The sequence below is a fragment of the Streptomyces sp. NPDC017520 genome (genome assembly GCF_044329855.1).
Classification (GTDB): Bacteria; Actinomycetota; Actinomycetes; order Streptomycetales; family Streptomycetaceae; genus Streptomyces.
The window spans coordinates 215,652-232,001 of the sequence record NZ_JBIRKB010000004.1; the positions used below are offsets into that span (position 1 = coordinate 215,652).

Annotated in this window: 11 protein-coding genes; 9 read left to right on the forward strand and 2 right to left on the reverse strand. The window is 70.8% G+C overall.

Annotated features, from left to right (window positions below; all coding sequences use genetic code 11):
* Positions 1-29: 29 nt before the first annotated feature.
* Positions 30-1,127: a uroporphyrinogen decarboxylase gene (hemE, locus tag ACH4KB_RS11715; protein ID WP_398065801.1), complete on the reverse strand. Its 1,098-nt coding sequence runs from the start codon at positions 1,125-1,127 to the stop codon at positions 30-32.
* 92 nt (positions 1,128-1,219) lie between these two features.
* Between hemE and ACH4KB_RS11720 the strand changes: the two genes are divergently transcribed.
* From ACH4KB_RS11720 to ACH4KB_RS11760, 9 genes are all read left to right on the forward strand, one after another.
* The gene (locus ACH4KB_RS11720) at positions 1,220-1,879 is read left to right on the forward strand and encodes a DUF3000 domain-containing protein (protein ID WP_398065802.1); all 660 of its coding nucleotides are present in this window, start codon (positions 1,220-1,222) and stop codon (positions 1,877-1,879) included.
* A gap of 212 nt (positions 1,880-2,091) precedes the next feature.
* Positions 2,092-2,754 carry a response regulator transcription factor gene (locus ACH4KB_RS11725; protein ID WP_018491682.1) on the forward strand — a complete coding sequence of 221 codons (663 nt, stop codon included), beginning with the start codon at positions 2,092-2,094 and terminating at the stop codon, positions 2,752-2,754.
* Between the two features lie 114 nt (positions 2,755-2,868).
* Complete coding sequence (locus ACH4KB_RS11730) at positions 2,869-4,140, forward strand: HRDC domain-containing protein (protein ID WP_398065803.1); 1,272 nt, start codon at positions 2,869-2,871, stop codon at positions 4,138-4,140.
* 300 nt (positions 4,141-4,440) lie between these two features.
* Complete coding sequence (locus ACH4KB_RS11735; RefSeq protein WP_398065804.1) at positions 4,441-5,667, forward strand: thiolase family protein; 1,227 nt, start codon at positions 4,441-4,443, stop codon at positions 5,665-5,667.
* Complete coding sequence (locus ACH4KB_RS11740) at positions 5,664-7,793, forward strand: 3-hydroxyacyl-CoA dehydrogenase NAD-binding domain-containing protein (protein WP_398065805.1); 2,130 nt, start codon at positions 5,664-5,666, stop codon at positions 7,791-7,793. Before ACH4KB_RS11735 ends, ACH4KB_RS11740 begins: the two co-directional genes overlap by 4 nt.
* A gap of 145 nt (positions 7,794-7,938) precedes the next feature.
* On the forward strand, positions 7,939-9,006 hold the full coding sequence (locus ACH4KB_RS11745; protein WP_398065806.1) for a signaling protein: 1,068 nt from the start codon (positions 7,939-7,941) through the stop codon (positions 9,004-9,006).
* A 299-nt stretch (positions 9,007-9,305) separates the two neighbouring features.
* Positions 9,306-11,321, forward strand: coding sequence for a hypothetical protein (locus ACH4KB_RS11750; RefSeq protein WP_398065807.1), 2,016 nt, complete (start codon positions 9,306-9,308; stop codon positions 11,319-11,321).
* Between the two features lie 92 nt (positions 11,322-11,413).
* On the forward strand, positions 11,414-12,910 hold the full coding sequence (locus ACH4KB_RS11755; protein WP_398065808.1) for an SDR family NAD(P)-dependent oxidoreductase: 1,497 nt from the start codon (positions 11,414-11,416) through the stop codon (positions 12,908-12,910).
* 34 nt (positions 12,911-12,944) lie between these two features.
* Positions 12,945-14,951: a glycosyltransferase gene (locus ACH4KB_RS11760; RefSeq protein WP_398065809.1), complete on the forward strand. Its 2,007-nt coding sequence runs from the start codon at positions 12,945-12,947 to the stop codon at positions 14,949-14,951.
* 81 nt (positions 14,952-15,032) lie between these two features.
* Here the strand turns inward: ACH4KB_RS11760 and ACH4KB_RS11765 are convergent, their stop codons facing one another.
* A complete protein-coding gene (locus tag ACH4KB_RS11765; protein ID WP_398065810.1) occupies positions 15,033-16,172 on the reverse strand; it encodes a hypothetical protein in 1,140 nt (379 codons plus the stop codon).
* Positions 16,173-16,350: the final 178 nt, after the last annotated feature.

The window sequence follows — 16,350 nt, forward strand, 5'->3', positions numbered from 1 at the left end:
CCCGGGGCGCGGGCCCCGGGACCTCTCGCTCAGCGCGCGGTCTGCGTGTGCACGTACTCCACGAGCCGGGTCAGCGCGTCCGGGTCCATGTTCGGCATGACGCCGTGGCCCAGGTTGAAGATGTGGCCCTCCAGACCGGCGGCGGCGTCCAGCACCTCGCGGGTCTTCTCCTCGACGGCCGGGGTCGGCGCGAACAGCACCGCCGGGTCGAGGTTGCCCTGGAGCGCCTTGCCGGGGCCGACGCGGCGGGCGGCCTCGTCCAGCGGGACCCGCCAGTCGACGCCGACGACGTCCGCGCCGGCCTCGCCCATCAGGCCGAGCAGTTCACCGGTGCCGACGCCGAAGTGGATGCGGGGGACGCCGTAGGGGGCGACGGCGTCGAAGACCTTGGCGGAGGCGGGCAGTACCGCGCGGCGGTAGTCGGCGGGGGCCAGTGCGCCGACCCAGGAGTCGAAGAGCTGGACGGCGGAGGCGCCCGCCTCGATCTGCACCTTGAGGAAGGCGCCGGTGATCTCGGCGAGCCGGTCGACGAGGTCGGCCCAGAGCCGCGGGTCGCCGTACATCATGGCCTTGGTGCGCTCGTGGTTGCGCGAGGGGCCGCCCTCGACGAGGTAGCTGGCCAGCGTGAAGGGGGCCCCGGCGAAGCCGATGAGCGGGGTGGCGCCCAGCTCGGCGGTGAGCATCCCGATGGCCTCGGTGACGTACGGGACGTCCTCGGGGGTGAGGTCGCGCAGCCGGGCCAGGTCGGCGCGGGTGCGGATCGGCTCGGCGATGACGGGGCCGACGCCGGGCTTGATGTCGAGGTCGATGCCGATGGCCTTCAGGGGCACGACGATGTCGCTGAAGTAGATCGCGGCGTCGACCTTGTGGCGGCGTACGGGCTGGAGGGTGATCTCGGCGACCAGCTCCGGCATCATGCAGGAGTCGAGCATCGCGATGCCCTCGCGGACCTTCAGGTACTCGGGCAGCGAGCGCCCCGCCTGGCGCATGAACCAGACCGGCGTGTGGGAGACGGGTTCGCGGCGGCAGGCCCGGAGGAACGCCGAGTCGTGGGTGGCGTGGCGGACCGCGTCGAGGCTGGCGGAGGTCGTCGTCTGCTGGCCCGAAGGGCTGTCGTTGGCACTCACGCACAGAATCTTCGCACGCGCGCCGAAGGAGCCCGGCCCCGCACGGGTGTCTCTCCCTGCGCGGGGCCCGGCTTCCGCCTACTCTTCCCCGCATGGCTCCGGCTCAGGGACAATTTTCCGATCATTCCGACGGCGTTGAAAGCAAGGACCACGCGGAGGGACCTCCCGTGCCGCCCGCGTTCCTGGCGGCGGTCGACGCGCTGCGCTCCGCGCGGCTCCGCCCGGAGCTGGAGGTGGAGGTGACCAGGCCGCCCCAGCGGCTCGCCCCGCACGCGTACGCCATGGAGGCGGCGGTGGTGGACGGCGAGGACGATCTCGCGGACGGCAGGCTGGTCCTGCTGCACGATCCGGCGGGGCACGACGCCTGGCAGGGCGCGTTCCGGCTGGTGACGCTGGTCCGGGCGGAGCTGGAGCCGGAGATGGCGGCGGACCCGCTGCTCCCGGAGGTGTGCTGGTCCTGGCTGACGGGTGCGCTGGACGCGCGGGGCCTGTCGTACGGAGAGGCCGGGGGGACGGTGACGCGCGCCGGATCGCACTACTTCGGTGCGCTGTCCACGCGCCGGCCGGCGACGCAGATCGAGATCCGGGCCTCGTGGACGCCGAGGGAGTCGCGCGGCGGTGTGCCGGACACGGCGTCGCACCTGATGGCCTGGGGTGATCTGCTGTGCCAGATCGCGGGACTCCCGCCGTCGGATCCGACGGACGCGGCGGTGGTGACGCTGCCGCAGCGGCGCGGGCCGCAGGTTTCGTAACACTCCGTCACCCGTTTCGCACAAGTGCCGACGCTCTTTTCGTACAATCGATCGCGCGTCCTATTTGCCCGAATTGTTACTCACCAAATAGCGATCTTTCCCTAAAGGAGGACGGGTCCGCTGCCGAAGAGGTCAATGACCCTTCAAGCACGGTTCGCCCCCGGCTTCACCCCCCGAGCCGGCCCGTCCCGCCACTCCCCCCAGGAGGCCTGGTGTCCGTTCTCCTTGAGCAGCCCGCAAGCCTGGTCGCCTACCGCCCGAACAAGCCGACGGCCATGGTCGTCGTGGCCGACCCGCGCGTCCGTTCCACCGTCACCCGCCATCTGTGGGCCCTCGGAGTACGTGACGTCATCGAAGCGTCGTCCATCGCGGAGGCACGCCCCCGCGTCGGCAACCCGCGCGACATCTGCATTGCCGACGTCCACCTGCCCGACGGTTCCGGGCTGACCCTGCTGTCCGAGACCCGCGCCGCAGGCTGGCCCAACGGTCTCGCCCTCTCCGCCGCCGACGACATCGGCGCCGTTCGCAACGCCCTCGCGGGCGGCGTGAAGGGCTATGTCGTCACCGGCACCCGAACCAACATCGGCCACCCCGGCCGCCCCGGCGTCGCCCCCATCGGCGCCAACGCGGCCCGTATGCACCGCAGGCCCCCCGGTTCCCCGAGCCACCCGGGCGGCTACCGCGAACTGTCCGGACGTGAGGTGGAGGTGCTCCGCCTGGTCGCCGAAGGCCAGTCCAACAAGGCCATCGGCGTCTCGATGGGCCTCTCCGCCCTGACCGTCAAGTCCCACCTCGCCCGCATCGCCCGCAAGCTCGGCACCGGAGACCGTGCCGGCATGGTCGCGGTCGCCCTGCGGACGGGCATCATCCACTGACCGCACCCCGCCGGGACGTGCACCGATGCGCCTCCGGCTGGAATACGCGCATGGCCGCCCGTCGACGGAACGTTCCGTCGACGGGCTCCGTGCATACACAGATACCCTTGACACGTGACCGACGCCCAAGAGACCGCAGCAGACACCTCACTGCGAACCACCGGGGGCGCTCCCCCGGACGACGTCGCCCCGGCGCCGATCCCCTTGCTCGAACCTCGCGAGGGCATTCCCCCGGTGGTGACGTCCGACGACGCCCTCGCCCGGGTGATCGCGGCCTTCGCCGCGGGCACCGGCCCGGTGGCCGTCGACGCCGAGCGCGCCTCGGGATACCGCTACGGCCAGCGCGCCTACCTCGTACAGCTGCGCCGCGAGGGCGCGGGCAGCGCCCTGGTCGACCCGGTCGGCTGCCCCGACCTCTCCGGCCTCGGCTCCGCGCTGTCCGGCACGGAGTGGATCCTGCACGCGGCGACCCAGGACCTGCCGTGCCTGCGGGACATAGGCCTGACCCCGACCTCGCTGTTCGACACCGAGCTGGCCGGACGGCTCGCGGGCTTCCCGCGCGTCGGCCTCGGCGCGATGGTGGAGAACGTCCTCGGATACGCCCTGGAGAAGGGCCACTCCGCGGTCGACTGGTCCACCCGCCCGCTGCCCGAGCCCTGGCTGCGCTACGCCGCGCTCGACGTGGAGCTCCTGATCGACCTGCGCGACGCGCTGGAGGAGGAGCTGGAGCGGCAGGGCAAGCTGGAGTGGGCCCGGGAGGAGTTCGACGCCATCGCCTCCGCCCCGCCCGCGCCGCCCCGCAAGGACCCCTGGCGCCGCACGTCGGGCATGCACAAGGTGCGCCGCCGCCGTCAGATGGCCGTCGTCCGGGAGCTGTGGACCGCCCGTGACCAGGTCGCCCAGCGCCGCGACGTCTCCCCGGGCAAAGTGCTCGGCGACGCCGCGATCATCGAGGCCGCGCTCGCGCTGCCGGTCGACGTACAGGCCCTGACCGCGCTGCCGGGATTCGGCCACCGCATGGGTCGCCGTCAGCTGGAGCAGTGGCAGGCCGCCGTGGACCGGGCCAAGGCACTGCCCGAGACGGCGCTGCCCCAGCCCGGTCAGCAGCCGGCCGGACCGCCTCCCCCGCGCTCCTGGGCCGACAAGGACCCGGCCGCCGCCGCCCGGCTCTCGGCCGCCCGCACCGCCGTCTCCGAGCTGGCCGAGCGGCTCCACATGCCCCAGGAGAACCTGATCACCCCGGACACCGTGCGCCGGGTCTGCTGGGAGCCGCCGAAGAACCCGACGCCGGGCGCCGTCGAGGACACCCTCGCCGGATACGGGGCGCGGAACTGGCAGATCCAGCAGGTCGCCCCCCTCCTGGTGCGGGCGCTGGACGCCTCCTGATACACCGCCGTTCCCGTGACACAGCGAACACCCCCGGTCACCGACCGGGGGTTTTCCGCTTCTCCGGCCCTGTCCACGGACCGAACCCATGGTCGAAATCACGCCAGGTTCAGGGCCCGTTCTCCCGCCGCACGGCCGCCGGGGGCGGCCGGTACCGGGCACCCGGGGCGGTGTGACCTTCGACGCTCCGCCCGCGAGGGGTGGGCAGTCTGGTTACCCGCAAGTAGCATGAGGGCAGGCGGCGCGCCCCCGTGGCGCGCCCCGCAGCAGTGCCATCCCGCACCCTGGAGGAGAGCCACCGTGCCTCGTACCATCCGGGACGTCGTCTTCGTCGACGGCGTCCGCACCCCGTTCGGCAAAGCGGGCCCCAAGGGCATCTACCACGAGACCCGCGCCGACGACCTCGTCGTGAAGGCCATCCGGGAGCTGCTGCGCCGCAACCCGGACCTGGACCCCAAGAAGATCGACGAGGTCGCCATCGCCGCGACCACGCAGATCGGGGACCAGGGCCTCACGCTGGGCCGTACCGCCGGAATCCTGGCCGGTCTGCCGCAGTCCGTCCCGGGCTACTCGATCGACCGCATGTGCGCGGGCGCGCTGACCGCCGTCACCTCGACGGCCGGTTCCATCGCCTTCGGCGCGTACGACGTCGTCGTGGCCGGTGGCGTCGAGCACATGGGCCGCCACCCGATGGGCGAGGGCGTCGACCCGAACCCGCGCTTCGTGTCGGAGAAGCTGGTCGACGAGTCCGCCCTGTTCATGGGCATGACGGCGGAGAACCTGCACGACCGCTACCCCACGATCACCAAGGACCGTGCCGACGCGTACGCGGTGCGTTCGCAGGAGAAGGCCGCCAAGGCGTACGCCAACGGCAGGATCCAGCAGGACCTGGTGCCGGTCTCGGTGCGCCGCACGAACGCCGATGTCGGGGAGACGGGCTGGGGCCTGGTCACCGCCGACGAGCCGATGCGCCCGGGCACCACCATGGAGTCGCTGGCCGGTCTGAAGACCCCGTTCCGCGCCCACGGCCGCGTGACGGCCGGTAACGCCGCGGGTCTCAACGACGGCGCCACCGCCTCCCTGCTCGCCGCCGAGGACGTCGCCCGCGAGATGGGCCTCCCGGTCAGGATGCGCCTCGTCTCCTACGCCTTCGCGGGCGTCGAGCCGGAGGTCATGGGCTACGGCCCGATCCCGGCGACCGAGAAGGCGCTGGCCCAGGCCGGTCTCTCCATCGAGGACATCGGTCTCTTCGAGATCAACGAGGCGTTCGCCGTGCAGGTGCTCGCCTTCCTGGAGCACTACGGCATCGCCGACGACGACGCCCGCGTCAACCAGTACGGCGGCGCGATCGCCTACGGCCACCCGCTGGCCTCCTCCGGTGTCCGGCTCATGACGCAGCTGGCCCGGCAGTTCGAGGAGCAGCCCGAGGTCCGCTACGGCCTGACGACCATGTGCGTCGGCTTCGGCATGGGCGCCACGGTCGTCTGGGAGAACCCGCACTTCAACGCTGACGGAGGCAACAAGTGAGCTCCACCACTGAGCTTCTGAAGGGTGCGGCCGAGCTGTTCCCCGGCGAGGTCGTCACCCAGGCGCACGTACGCCACCTGGACCTTCCGGCCGGTGCGGGCAACTTCGCCCTCATCACGCTGGACAACGGCCTGGACCACACCAAGCCGACCACCTTCGGACCGCAGTCGCTGGCGAACCTGAACGCCGCGATCGACCAGGTCGAGAAGGAGGCGTCCGAGGGCACCATCACGGGCGTCGGCATCACCGGCAAGCCGTTCATCTTCGCGGTCGGCGCCGACCTCAAGGGCGTCGAGCTGCTCGGCCGCCACGAGGACGCGCTGGCCATCGGCAAGGGCGGCCACGACGTCTTCCGCCGCCTGTCCGCCCTCGCGGTCCCCACCTTCGCGTACTACAACGGCGCGGCCATGGGCGGCGGGGTCGAGGTCGGTCTGCACTGCACCTACCGCACCGTCTCCCAGGCGCTCCCGGCGTTCTCGCTGCCCGAGGTCTTCCTCGGTCTGGTCCCCGGCTGGGGCGGCTGCGCGCTCCTGCCGAACCTGATCGGCGCGGACCGCGCGGTCTCGGTGATCATCGAGAACTCGCTGAACCAGAACCGTCAGCTCAAGGGCAAGCAGGTCTTCGAACTCGGCATCGCGGACGCGCTGTTCGAGGGCGCGGACTTCCTGGAGCAGTCGCTGCTCTGGACCGCGAACGTGCTGAAGGGCACGGTCACGCCTCAGCGCGCCGAGGTCGACCGCGGCGAGGCCTGGGACCAGGCTGTCGCCCGCGGCCGGGCCATCGCCGACTCCAAGGTGCACGGCGCGGCCCCGGCGGCGTACCGCGCGCTGGACATCATCGCGGCGGCGAAGGACGGTGACCTGTCCGCCGGCTTCGACGCCGAGGACCAGGCGCTGGCCGACCTGATCATGGGCGGCGAGCTGCGCAGCGGCATCTACGCCTTCAACCTGGTCCAGAAGCGCGCCAAGCGCCCGGCCGGCGCCCCGGACAAGAGCCTGGCCCGCCCGGTCACCAAGGTCGGTGTCGTCGGCGCGGGCCTGATGGCCTCGCAGCTGGCGCTGCTGTTCCTGCGCCGCCTGGAGGTCCCGGTCGTCCTGACGGACATCGACCAGGAGCGTGTCGACAAGGGCGTGGGCTATGTCCACGCCGAGATCGACAAGCTGCTCGGCAAGGGCCGTATCAACCAGGACAAGGCCAACCGCCTCAAGGGCCTGGTCTCGGGTGTCCTCGACAAGGCCGAGGGCTTCGCGGACGCGGACTTCATCATCGAGGCCGTCTTCGAGGAGATCGGCGTCAAGCAGCAGGTGTTCGCGGAGGTCGAGGCGGTCGCCCCGGCCCACGCGATCCTCGCCACCAACACCTCCTCGCTGTCGGTGACCGAGATGGCGTCGAAGCTGAAGAACCCCGAGCGGGTCGTCGGCTTCCACTTCTTCAACCCGGTCGCGATCCTCCCGCTGCTGGAGATCGTCCGCGGCGAGCAGACGGACGACGCCTCGCTGGCGACGGCGTTCGGCGTGGCCCGGAAGCTGAAGAAGACCGCGGTCCTGGTGAAGGACGCCCCGGCGTTCGTCGTCAACCGCATCCTCACCCGCTTCATGGGCGAGATCCAGAACGTCATCGACGAGGGCACCCCGGTCGAGGTCGCGGAGAAGGCCGTCGAGCCGCTCGGCCTGCCGATGTCCCCGCTGGTGCTCCTGGAGCTGGTCGGCCCGGCCATCGGTCTGCACGTCTCCGAGACCCTGAACCGCGCCTTCCCGGAGCGCTTCACGGTCTCCGAGAACCTCGCGGCGGTGGTGAAGGCGGGCAAGCGCGGCTTCTACGTCTATGACTCCGGCGCGCCGGTCCTGGACCCCGAGGTCGCCGCCCTCCTCCAGCAGGGCGACACCGTCCTCACCGAGGAGCAGACCCGCGACCGCGTGCTCGACGCGGTGGCGCAGGAGATCGGCCTGATGCTGGACGAGGGCGTCGTCGCCGAGGCCCAGGACATCGACCTGTGCCTGATCACCGGCGCGGGCTGGCCCTTCCACCTGGGCGGCATCACGCCGTACCTGGACCGTGAGGGCGTCTCCCAGCGGGTGAACGGCAAGCCGTTCCTGGCGCGGGGCGTGGCGAGCGTGCCGGCGTAACGCCCGGTTTCACGACGGACCGCGAAGGGTGCGACTCGGCGACGGGTCGTACCCTTCGTGCCTGCCCGGACCGGTCCCGGTGGAGTGATGACAGAATGACCTGATCTCATCCCCGAGCAGCCCCGGAAGTGGACGGTCGCCGTCCATGGGCAGGACGGCGTTCACGCACGGTATGACGGGCACCAGGAATCACATCGGCCGCAGAGCGGTCCTCTTCGCGGGCGGTGGCGCGGCGATCGCCGCGACGGGTGGCGTGCTGGCCTGGGTGAGCGGGCGCGAGGACCGTGTACCGCCCCCGACGGTCGGGATGTTCGCCGTGGACGAGGCGGTGGCGCTGCTGCCGCCGAGTCCGTTGCGCACCGTCAGCGGGCCCCAGTCGTTCGCCTTCGACGCCGCGGGCGACCGGGTGTACGCGCTCCAGGTGATGGCGGACGGGCTCCGGCTCCCCGACGAGGAGGGGCCCGTCTCCGGTCGCGACCGGAAGATGGCGGGCGATATGTGCGTCTCGGTGCTGTCCCTCTCGGGGAGCGCCGCCGGGCACATGTACCTACGGGGGTTCGGCCACGGGGTCTCGATGGGCGTGGAGTCCTCCGGCGGGGACGTGCTGCTGTGGGTGGAGTCCGATGTGGACGAGCGGACCGGTTACGGCCGGGCCGTCGCCCGGGTCCCCTTCCGCGACGGGGCCGTCCTGGACAGTTCGTCGCCGGCCGTGCGGCATCACCGGCCGCTGCCGGGCAGCCGCCAGCTCCATCCCGCGTTCGACCCGGTGGACGGCCGCGTCCTGGTGAGTCACTGGATCGGCGAGGCACACCACTACGCGGTCTACCGGACGGACGACTTCCTCGACGGACGGTACGAACCCCTGCACACCGTCGCCGACGGCGCCCTGCGTGACGGCGAGTGGGTCCAGGGGTGCGTGCTGCACGGGAACCACATCTACCAGCTGACCGGAAAGGGCTACACGGACGAAGCCGGCGCCAACCCTCCGTCGGGCGGGGGCGACACCTTCGTGTCGGCGCTCGATGTGCGCACCGGCGAGGTCGTCGGCCGCCGCAAGGTGACCGTGGCGCCCGAGCTGGAGTACCGCGAGCCCGAGGGGATAGCGGTGCGGGCCGCGCCGGAGCCCCAGCTCTGCGTGGGTTTCTCCGTCAAGACGCCGGAGCGTCGGCGTCTGGCCATCTACGCGTGCCCGGCTCCGACCACCACGACCTGAGCCGGCATCTCCGCCATCACATAGGGCGCAAATCCCCGCGATTCGATCACGTGACAGCCAACCGTTCATAACTGTTCGGTATCCAGACGACAATTGTTCTACTTTTAACCCTTGAAAGTTCTCTGTTGAGTCCGAGCAGTGTCTAAAGTTTGATCGGATGCTTCACAAGTTTCTTACACACCGTCCGCGTCGGAGTCTCATCGCGGCACGGCCCCCACTGTGACGTGCGGCAGTCCCTGTTCTGGCCGGCACCGTAGCCAGCGCCGCACAAGATCATCTGAGGAAGGGGTCGGCAGCCCATGGGCAAGCAAAAACGTCAGGCCGTGCTGGGGGTCCTGATCACCGCTGCTCTGGTGCTGAGCTTCGTGACCATGATGGCCGCGGTCGTGATGGTGTCGCTGCCCGTCTTCGCCGGCGCGGCGGCCGTCAGCTATCTGGCCGACCTGCTCCTGCACACCGCCGAGTCCTCCACCCTGGACCGGCTGCGGGACTCGCGTTTCGGGCTCACCATCCGCTTCCTGATCCGTCAGTTCCTGCTGCTCGCGCTCTGCGGCGCCATCATCGACCTCGACTCGTTCGTCATCCAGATGACGGCGGTGGGGCTGCTGCTGCTCTTCACCCTGCAGCTCGTCTACGGGGCGATGATCAAGCGGGTCAAGTCCGAGCGCGCGGCGCTGCCCTTCACCACCCGCGGCCTGGACCTCGAAGCCCTCGGCATCCGCCGCCTGCCGCATCCGTTCCTGACGAGCAAGCACGTCCGCAAGATGCTGCACCTCGACGTCCCGCTGGTGGCCGGCGCGATCGGCACCGTCGCCACGGACGACTGGAAGTACGTGACCTTCGGCGGGATCGCCACGGTCTGGCTCGCCTTCCTGGCCGTGCTCGTCCTGCTTCCCGGCGCCCGGAACGCGCTGGTCCTGCCCACCCACGACGAGGCTCTCGAAGAGCTGAACTGGCAACTCGAGCAGTACCGGCCGCAGGTCGCCCTGTACTTCACCTTCGCCGCCGTCTCCCGGGACTTCATGTACCAGGTGAACATGTGGCTGGAGTCGCTGGAGGAGCTGGACCTGCGCCCCATCATCGTGCTGCGCGAGCGGGCCACCCTGCGCTTCCTGGACGCCACCTCCGTACCGGTCATCTGCGTCCCGAAGGCCGAGTACCTGGCCCGTGTCGAGATGCCCGAGCTCCGCGTCACGCTCTACCCCGGCAACGCCGGAAAGAACGTGCACATGCTCCAGCGGCACGAGGTCAAGCACGTCTTCATCGGCCACGGCGACAGCGACAAGCTGGCCAGCAGCAACCGGGTCAGCAAGGTCTTCGACGAGATCTGGGTGGCCGGACGCGCCGGACGCGACCGCTACGAGCGCATCAAGCACGCGGTGACCGCCCACCAGATCGTGGAGGTCGGCCGCCCGCAGCTGATGCCCCTGCGCCGCTGGACGGGTTCGGTCGACAACGAGATACCCACCGTCATCTACGCGCCCACCTGGGAAGGCTGGACGGACGACGCCTGCTACACCTCCGTCATCCCGGCCGGCGAGCACCTCATACGCACCCTGCTCGCGTACAAGGAGCAGCTGCGGATCATCTACAAGCCGCACCCGCTGACCGGCACCCGCTCCCCCGCGGCCGCGACCGCGCACCGGCGCATCATCGCGCTCCTCCAGGAGGACAACACCCGCCGGTTCGGGCGCAAGGTCCTCGACTCGAAGACCGCGGGCCGGCGGCTGGCCCGGATCGACAAGCGTCTCGCCGCGCTCCAGGAGCGGGGGGTCCGGTCGAAGTACCCGGACCTGACCGAGTCGGAGCGGACCACCCGTATCCGCAAGTTCCGCCATCAGGCCGGCGCGCTGTACTGGGACTCCCTGCCCGTCGACGCGCACCATGTCGTGACCGACAAGGTGCCCACGCTGTACGACTGCTTCAACCACTCCGACCTGCTCATCGGGGACATGTCGAGCGTGGTCTCGGACTTCGTGGCGACCCGTAAGCCGTACGCCATCTTCAACCTCGAAGGACTCCCCGACGCGGAGTTCCGCAACGAACAGCGCACCGCGTACGCCTCGTACCTCCTCGACGCCGAGTGCAACGGTCTGGAGACCGCGCTCACCGCGATGCTCTCCGTGGACCAGGACGTGATGGCCCCGTACCGGGAACAGCTCAAGGAATACCTGCTGGGTCCGGACAATCCGCCGTCGACCATCCGCTTCGCCGAGGCCGCGAACGCTCTGTACCGGTCCGGGATCCGGGACTTCCCCGTCGAGCACCCGGACCAGCCCGACTTCCCCGGTCAGCAGCCGCGCCAGCCGGCCTGAGCGCATACGGCCGCCGAGCACCCCGCTTCGCCCGGACGCTCCGCGTCCGGGCCGCTTCGCCACCCTCACCCTCGACAGGAAGCAGGCTCCACTTGACCACGCTCGCCCCCCGTCGCCGCACCGTCGCCGTCGTCCTCGCCGGTGGCACGGGGCAGCGCATCGGGCTCGCCATCCCGAAGCAGCTCCTGAAGATCGCGGGGAGGCCCATCCTGGAGCACACCCTGCGGGTCTTCGAGAACGCGCCGGACATCGACGACGTCATCGTGCTGATGACGCCGAGCCACGTGGCCGAGGCCGAGAAGATCGTCGCCGGAGCGGGGCTGCGCAAGGTGTCGGCGGTGCTGGCCGGCGGAGGTACCCGCAGCGAGACGACGAACATCGCGATCGCGGCGGTGTCCGGGCGGTTTGGCGCCGACGAGGACTGCAACCTGCTGTTCCACGACGCCGTGCGCCCGATGCTGTCCCAGCGCGTGGTCAAGGAGTGCGTGGACGCGCTGGAGCGCTACAGCGCCGTCGACGTGGCCATCCCGTCGGCCGACACCGTGATCGTCACCCGGACGCACGGGGACGACGGGGAGTTCATCACCGAGGTGCCCGACCGCGCCCGGCTCCGGCGGGGGCAGACCCCGCAGGGCTTCCGGCTCTCCACCATCCGCACCGCGTACGAACACGCCGCCGCGGACCCGTTCTTCCAGGCGACCGACGACTGCTCGGTCGTCGTGAAGTACCTGCCTGACGTCCCCGTCCACGTGGTGGCCGGCGACGAGTACAACATGAAGGTGACCCAGCCGGTCGACGTCTTCATCGCCGACAAGCTGTTCCAGCTCGCCTCCACGACGGCTCCGGCGCACAGCGGCGACGAGTTCTACCGGGACCGGCTGGCGGGCCGGACCATGCTCGTCTTCGGCGGCTCGTACGGGATCGGCGGCGACATCGCCCGGATAGCGCGGGGGTACGGGGCGAACGTCTACGCCCTCGGGCGCTCCACGACCGGCACCCACGTCGAGAACCCCGACCACGTGGACGAGGCCTTCGCCGCGGCGTACGCCGAGACCGGCCGGATCGACTTCGTCGTCAACACGGCGGGCGTGCTGCGCATCGGCCGGCTCGACCAGGCCGACGACGCCACGGTCCGCGAGGCGATGGAGGTCAACTACCTCGCGCCCGTGAACATCGCCCGCACCTCGTACAAGTACCTGGCCGAGAGCGCCGGGCAGCTGCTGCTCTTCACCTCCAGCAGCTACACGCGCGGCCGCGCCGAGTACAGCCTCTACTCCTCCACCAAGGCCGCCATGGTCAACCTCACCCAGGCACTGTCGGACGAATGGGCCGAGGACGGCATCCGGGTCAACTGCGTGAACCCGGAGCGCACCGCGACCCCGATGCGGACCAAGGCGTTCGGGCAGGAGCCGGAGGGTTCCCTGCTCTCGTCCGAGGAGGTCGCGCGCAGCTCGCTCGACGTGCTCCTCTCCGCCATGACGGGGCATGTGATCGACGTACGGCGGCAGGACCCGACGTCGGCGCCCGACTCCGCCTTCGAATCCGCGCTCTCGCAGGTCCTGAACCACTCCGAGAGTCAGACCGACTGAGCCGCGCCGCACGGCCACTGATCCAGGGGGACCTGTGAAGATCGCATTCCTGATGTACAGCGCGTACGGGCAGGCCGGTACGTCCGTCGCCACGCAGACCCTCGCCAACTCCCTCGCCGCCCGGCAGCACGAGGTCGAGCTGGTGAGCACGTTCCAGTACCACGACACCCCGCCGCTGCGGTTCGACCCGGGCATCACGCTGCGCACCCTCATCGACACCCGTGACGGCTCGCCGGACCTCACCCATCCGCTGCACCAGGTCGCCACCGAGCGCTGCCCCGGCGCCGGCTGGAAGCCCGACGACAAGAACCGCTACAGCCGCCTCATGGACGAGCGCGCCGCCGAGTACCTGAAGAGCGCCGACGCCGACGTCGTCATCGCCACCGCGCCCAGCGCCATCGCGCTCGTGGCCGCCCTGGGCACAGGCAGGTACGTCACGCTGGGCCAGGCGCACACGCATTACCACCACCAGAGCCGCGCCTCACGCCAGATGCTGGACCTCGCCATCCCGCAGCTGGACGGGTTCGTCACGGTGACGTCGAAGGACGCCCAGACACACCGGGACGCCTACGGCGCGGTCGGCACCGACTTCCACGCCGTGCCCAACGCGGTCACCAGCACGTTCATGCGGTCCGACGTACGTGAGTCGCGCATCGTCACCGCGTCCGGCCGCATGGTCGACTGGAAGCGGTTCGACCTCCTCATCGACGCGTTCGGGCGGCTCGGCGCGAAATATCCCGACTGGACGCTGCGCATCTACGGAAGCGGCGTGGAGAAGCCGAAGCTCCGCAAGCAGATCGACGACCTGGGCGCGACCGAGCGCATCCTCCTCATGGGGCACACGAAGCACCTTCGCGAGGAACTGGCCAAGTCGGCACTGCACACCTCGACCTCGACGGACGAGACCTTCGGACTGACGATCGTGGAAGCCATGACCTGCGGCGTCCCGGTGCTCAGCACCGCCGGCCCGCACGGCCCTTCCGAGATCATCTCCGACGGTGTGGACGGCGCGCTGTCCCCCGTGGGCGACGCGGAGACGTTCGCCAAGAACCTCGACTGGCTCATGGGCGATGCCGAGACACGGGCGCAGATGGGCGCCAACGCCGTCGAGAAGGCCCACAGTTACAGCAACGAGTCGCAGGCCATCACCTACGAGTCGTACTTCGCCAGGCTGCTCACCGCCCGCGACTACCGCCCCGAGGCACTCTGCCGGGCCACCTCCTCCGGCGACCTCGAACTCGTCGTCGACCCGACCCGGGCCGCCGGCCACCGGTTCACCGTCCTGTGCGTGAACGCGGCGGACGGCCGGCAGGCCCTCATGACGGGTCCCGCGGAGCAGACGGCCAACGGGCACTACGCGGCCATCCCCGGGCAGCTCCGGCTGGCCACCGGGACCTGGAACGTCCTGCTGCGCCGCGAGGACGACGGAGTGATGCGCCGGATCAAGGTCAAGGAACTCCAGCAGTCCGCGAACTCGCTCATATCCCAAGCGGGCTCCTCCCCGGTGCGGTTCCGGTCGTTCACGCGCTCGCCCGACGGCGGGTATCTCCAGATCGTCTCCCGCGAGGTTCCCGCGCACGCGGAGGTCCTCGGGATCGAGACGGCGGGTTCCCATCTCAACGTGCAGATGTTCGCCCTGGGAGTCGCCGCCGCGCAGGGCGGTCCGCAGGTCGACGCCGACGGGCACGGCGCGCACATCATCGCGCAGAGCCGGAAGAACAAGGAGTCGTTCTTCACGATTCCCTGCGCGTTCTCGAACGGTGGCGCCAGCTTCACCATCGATCTCCTGCAGTACGGCGACCGCATGATCGAGCTCGACTCCATCTGGGACCTCTCCCTGAGCGTCCCGGCCAATCTGACGGTCTCGGGGACGGCGCACCGGCTGCGGATCGGCCGTTTCGCCGACGACATCGTGCAGCGAAAGCCCGTGAACGTCTTCCCTCAGCGGGTCGTCGCCACGCCGCAGGGCCGGTCGGTGCGGTTCCACCCGTACTACACGGACAGCAACTACCTGTCGATCGGGCTGAAGCTCCTCACCTGAGCCCGTAGGGCAGAGGCCCGGCCCGGGTCCGGGCACACGAACGGCGGGAGCGCCCCTCGGGGTGCTCCCGCCGTCGCCGTCTCACACGCGTACGGAGGGCTCCAGAGCGAGTCCGGGCTCGCGCCGCTGGCGGGCGACGCGCAACGCCCCGTCCTCGCCGATCATGGCCAGCACCACACGCCCGTACACGTCGTGCGCGAGCGCGGGGCCCCCCGCACAGCTCTCCCCGGTGGGCGACCACCACACGCCGCCGCCCTCGTTCTCCGTACCGCAGGCCGCCAGCATGACCTGCCCGTCGTGGCCGCGGTGGGCGAGCACCGTGCAGTCGTAGCCGTCGAGCACGGCGCGCAGGGCGGCCACCGGGTCGTTCGAGGCCGAGCCGCCCAGGGAAATGGCCCAGGTGCCCGGACGGTACGCCACGACGCCTCCTGTGCCCTCGTCCGCCCAGTAGAACGTCATCCGTTCCGGCGCGGTCTCCAGTGCGACGGCGCTCCCGGGGGCGTGGCCGAACGGGATGTCCTGCTCGCGCCGGAAGGCGCCGCCGGGCTCGCTCTGGGTCCAGCGCATCGTCAGACCGTCCCCGGGGGCGACCAGCTCGACGCGACCGGTCGAGGTGGCGGCCACGGCCGCTCCGTCCCGGACTCTTCCGACCTTCAGGTCCTGCCATCCCTTCCAGCCGCCGGCGGCGGTCTCGCGCCGCAGGACGAGACTGCCGTTCGCGTTCCGTACGAAGACGTGGAGCGCACCCGACTCACCCACCGCGGCGGCCGGGACGCCGATGCGCGCCGCCTTCTCGGGTTCCTTGTGCTGGTTCCCGAACGACCGCCACTCGGTGAGGGGGCGCCCGGACTGGAACTGGGTGGCGCTCACCAGATCGACGGTCTGGCCGTGGTCCCCCTCGACGGCGCGACGGCCGACGAAGTGCACGAAACCGTCTGAGCCCTGGGCCACGGACAGCTGCGTGAGATGCGGAGCCGGGAGGAGCACCGGGCCGGTCCACCGAGGCCCGCCGGGGGACTCCTCCGTCCAGCGCAGGAGTCCCCGCGCGGCCGTCGCGTAGGCGGTCAGCCTGCCGTCCTTGCCCAGGACGAGCCACCGGCCGCCGGCGGTGGACCGGGCACGCGGGGACTCGGAAGCGTCGTACTGTACGCGGGCGTCGTGGTCCTCGGCACCCGGGTGCGGGGCCCCTCTCCGGGCAGCGCGCTTGGATCTGACCGGCATGACGTGAGGTCGTCCTTCCCAGAAGTTCCCCGGCCCCGCCCTGGACAACGCGTTGGCGTCCCGACAGGCGGCAGACCGATACGCACCCATCATAGAATCTCTGTTCGGCCCGCAGTGCAGCGCTCCCCCGGCGCGACGACGTGGCGTCGGGTCCACGGCGACATCGGGCCACGTGTGA

Coding starts and splice junctions, on each gene's coding strand:
- ACH4KB_RS11720 (WP_398065802.1), top strand. CDS start 1,220: ATGGCTCCGGCTCAGGGACAATTTTCCGATCATTCCGACGGCGTTGAA.
- ACH4KB_RS11745 (WP_398065806.1), top strand. CDS start 7,939: ATGGGCAGGACGGCGTTCACGCACGGTATGACGGGCACCAGGAATCAC.
- ACH4KB_RS11750 (WP_398065807.1), top strand. CDS start 9,306: ATGGGCAAGCAAAAACGTCAGGCCGTGCTGGGGGTCCTGATCACCGCT.
- ACH4KB_RS11765 (WP_398065810.1), bottom strand. CDS start 16,172: ATGCCGGTCAGATCCAAGCGCGCTGCCCGGAGAGGGGCCCCGCACCCG.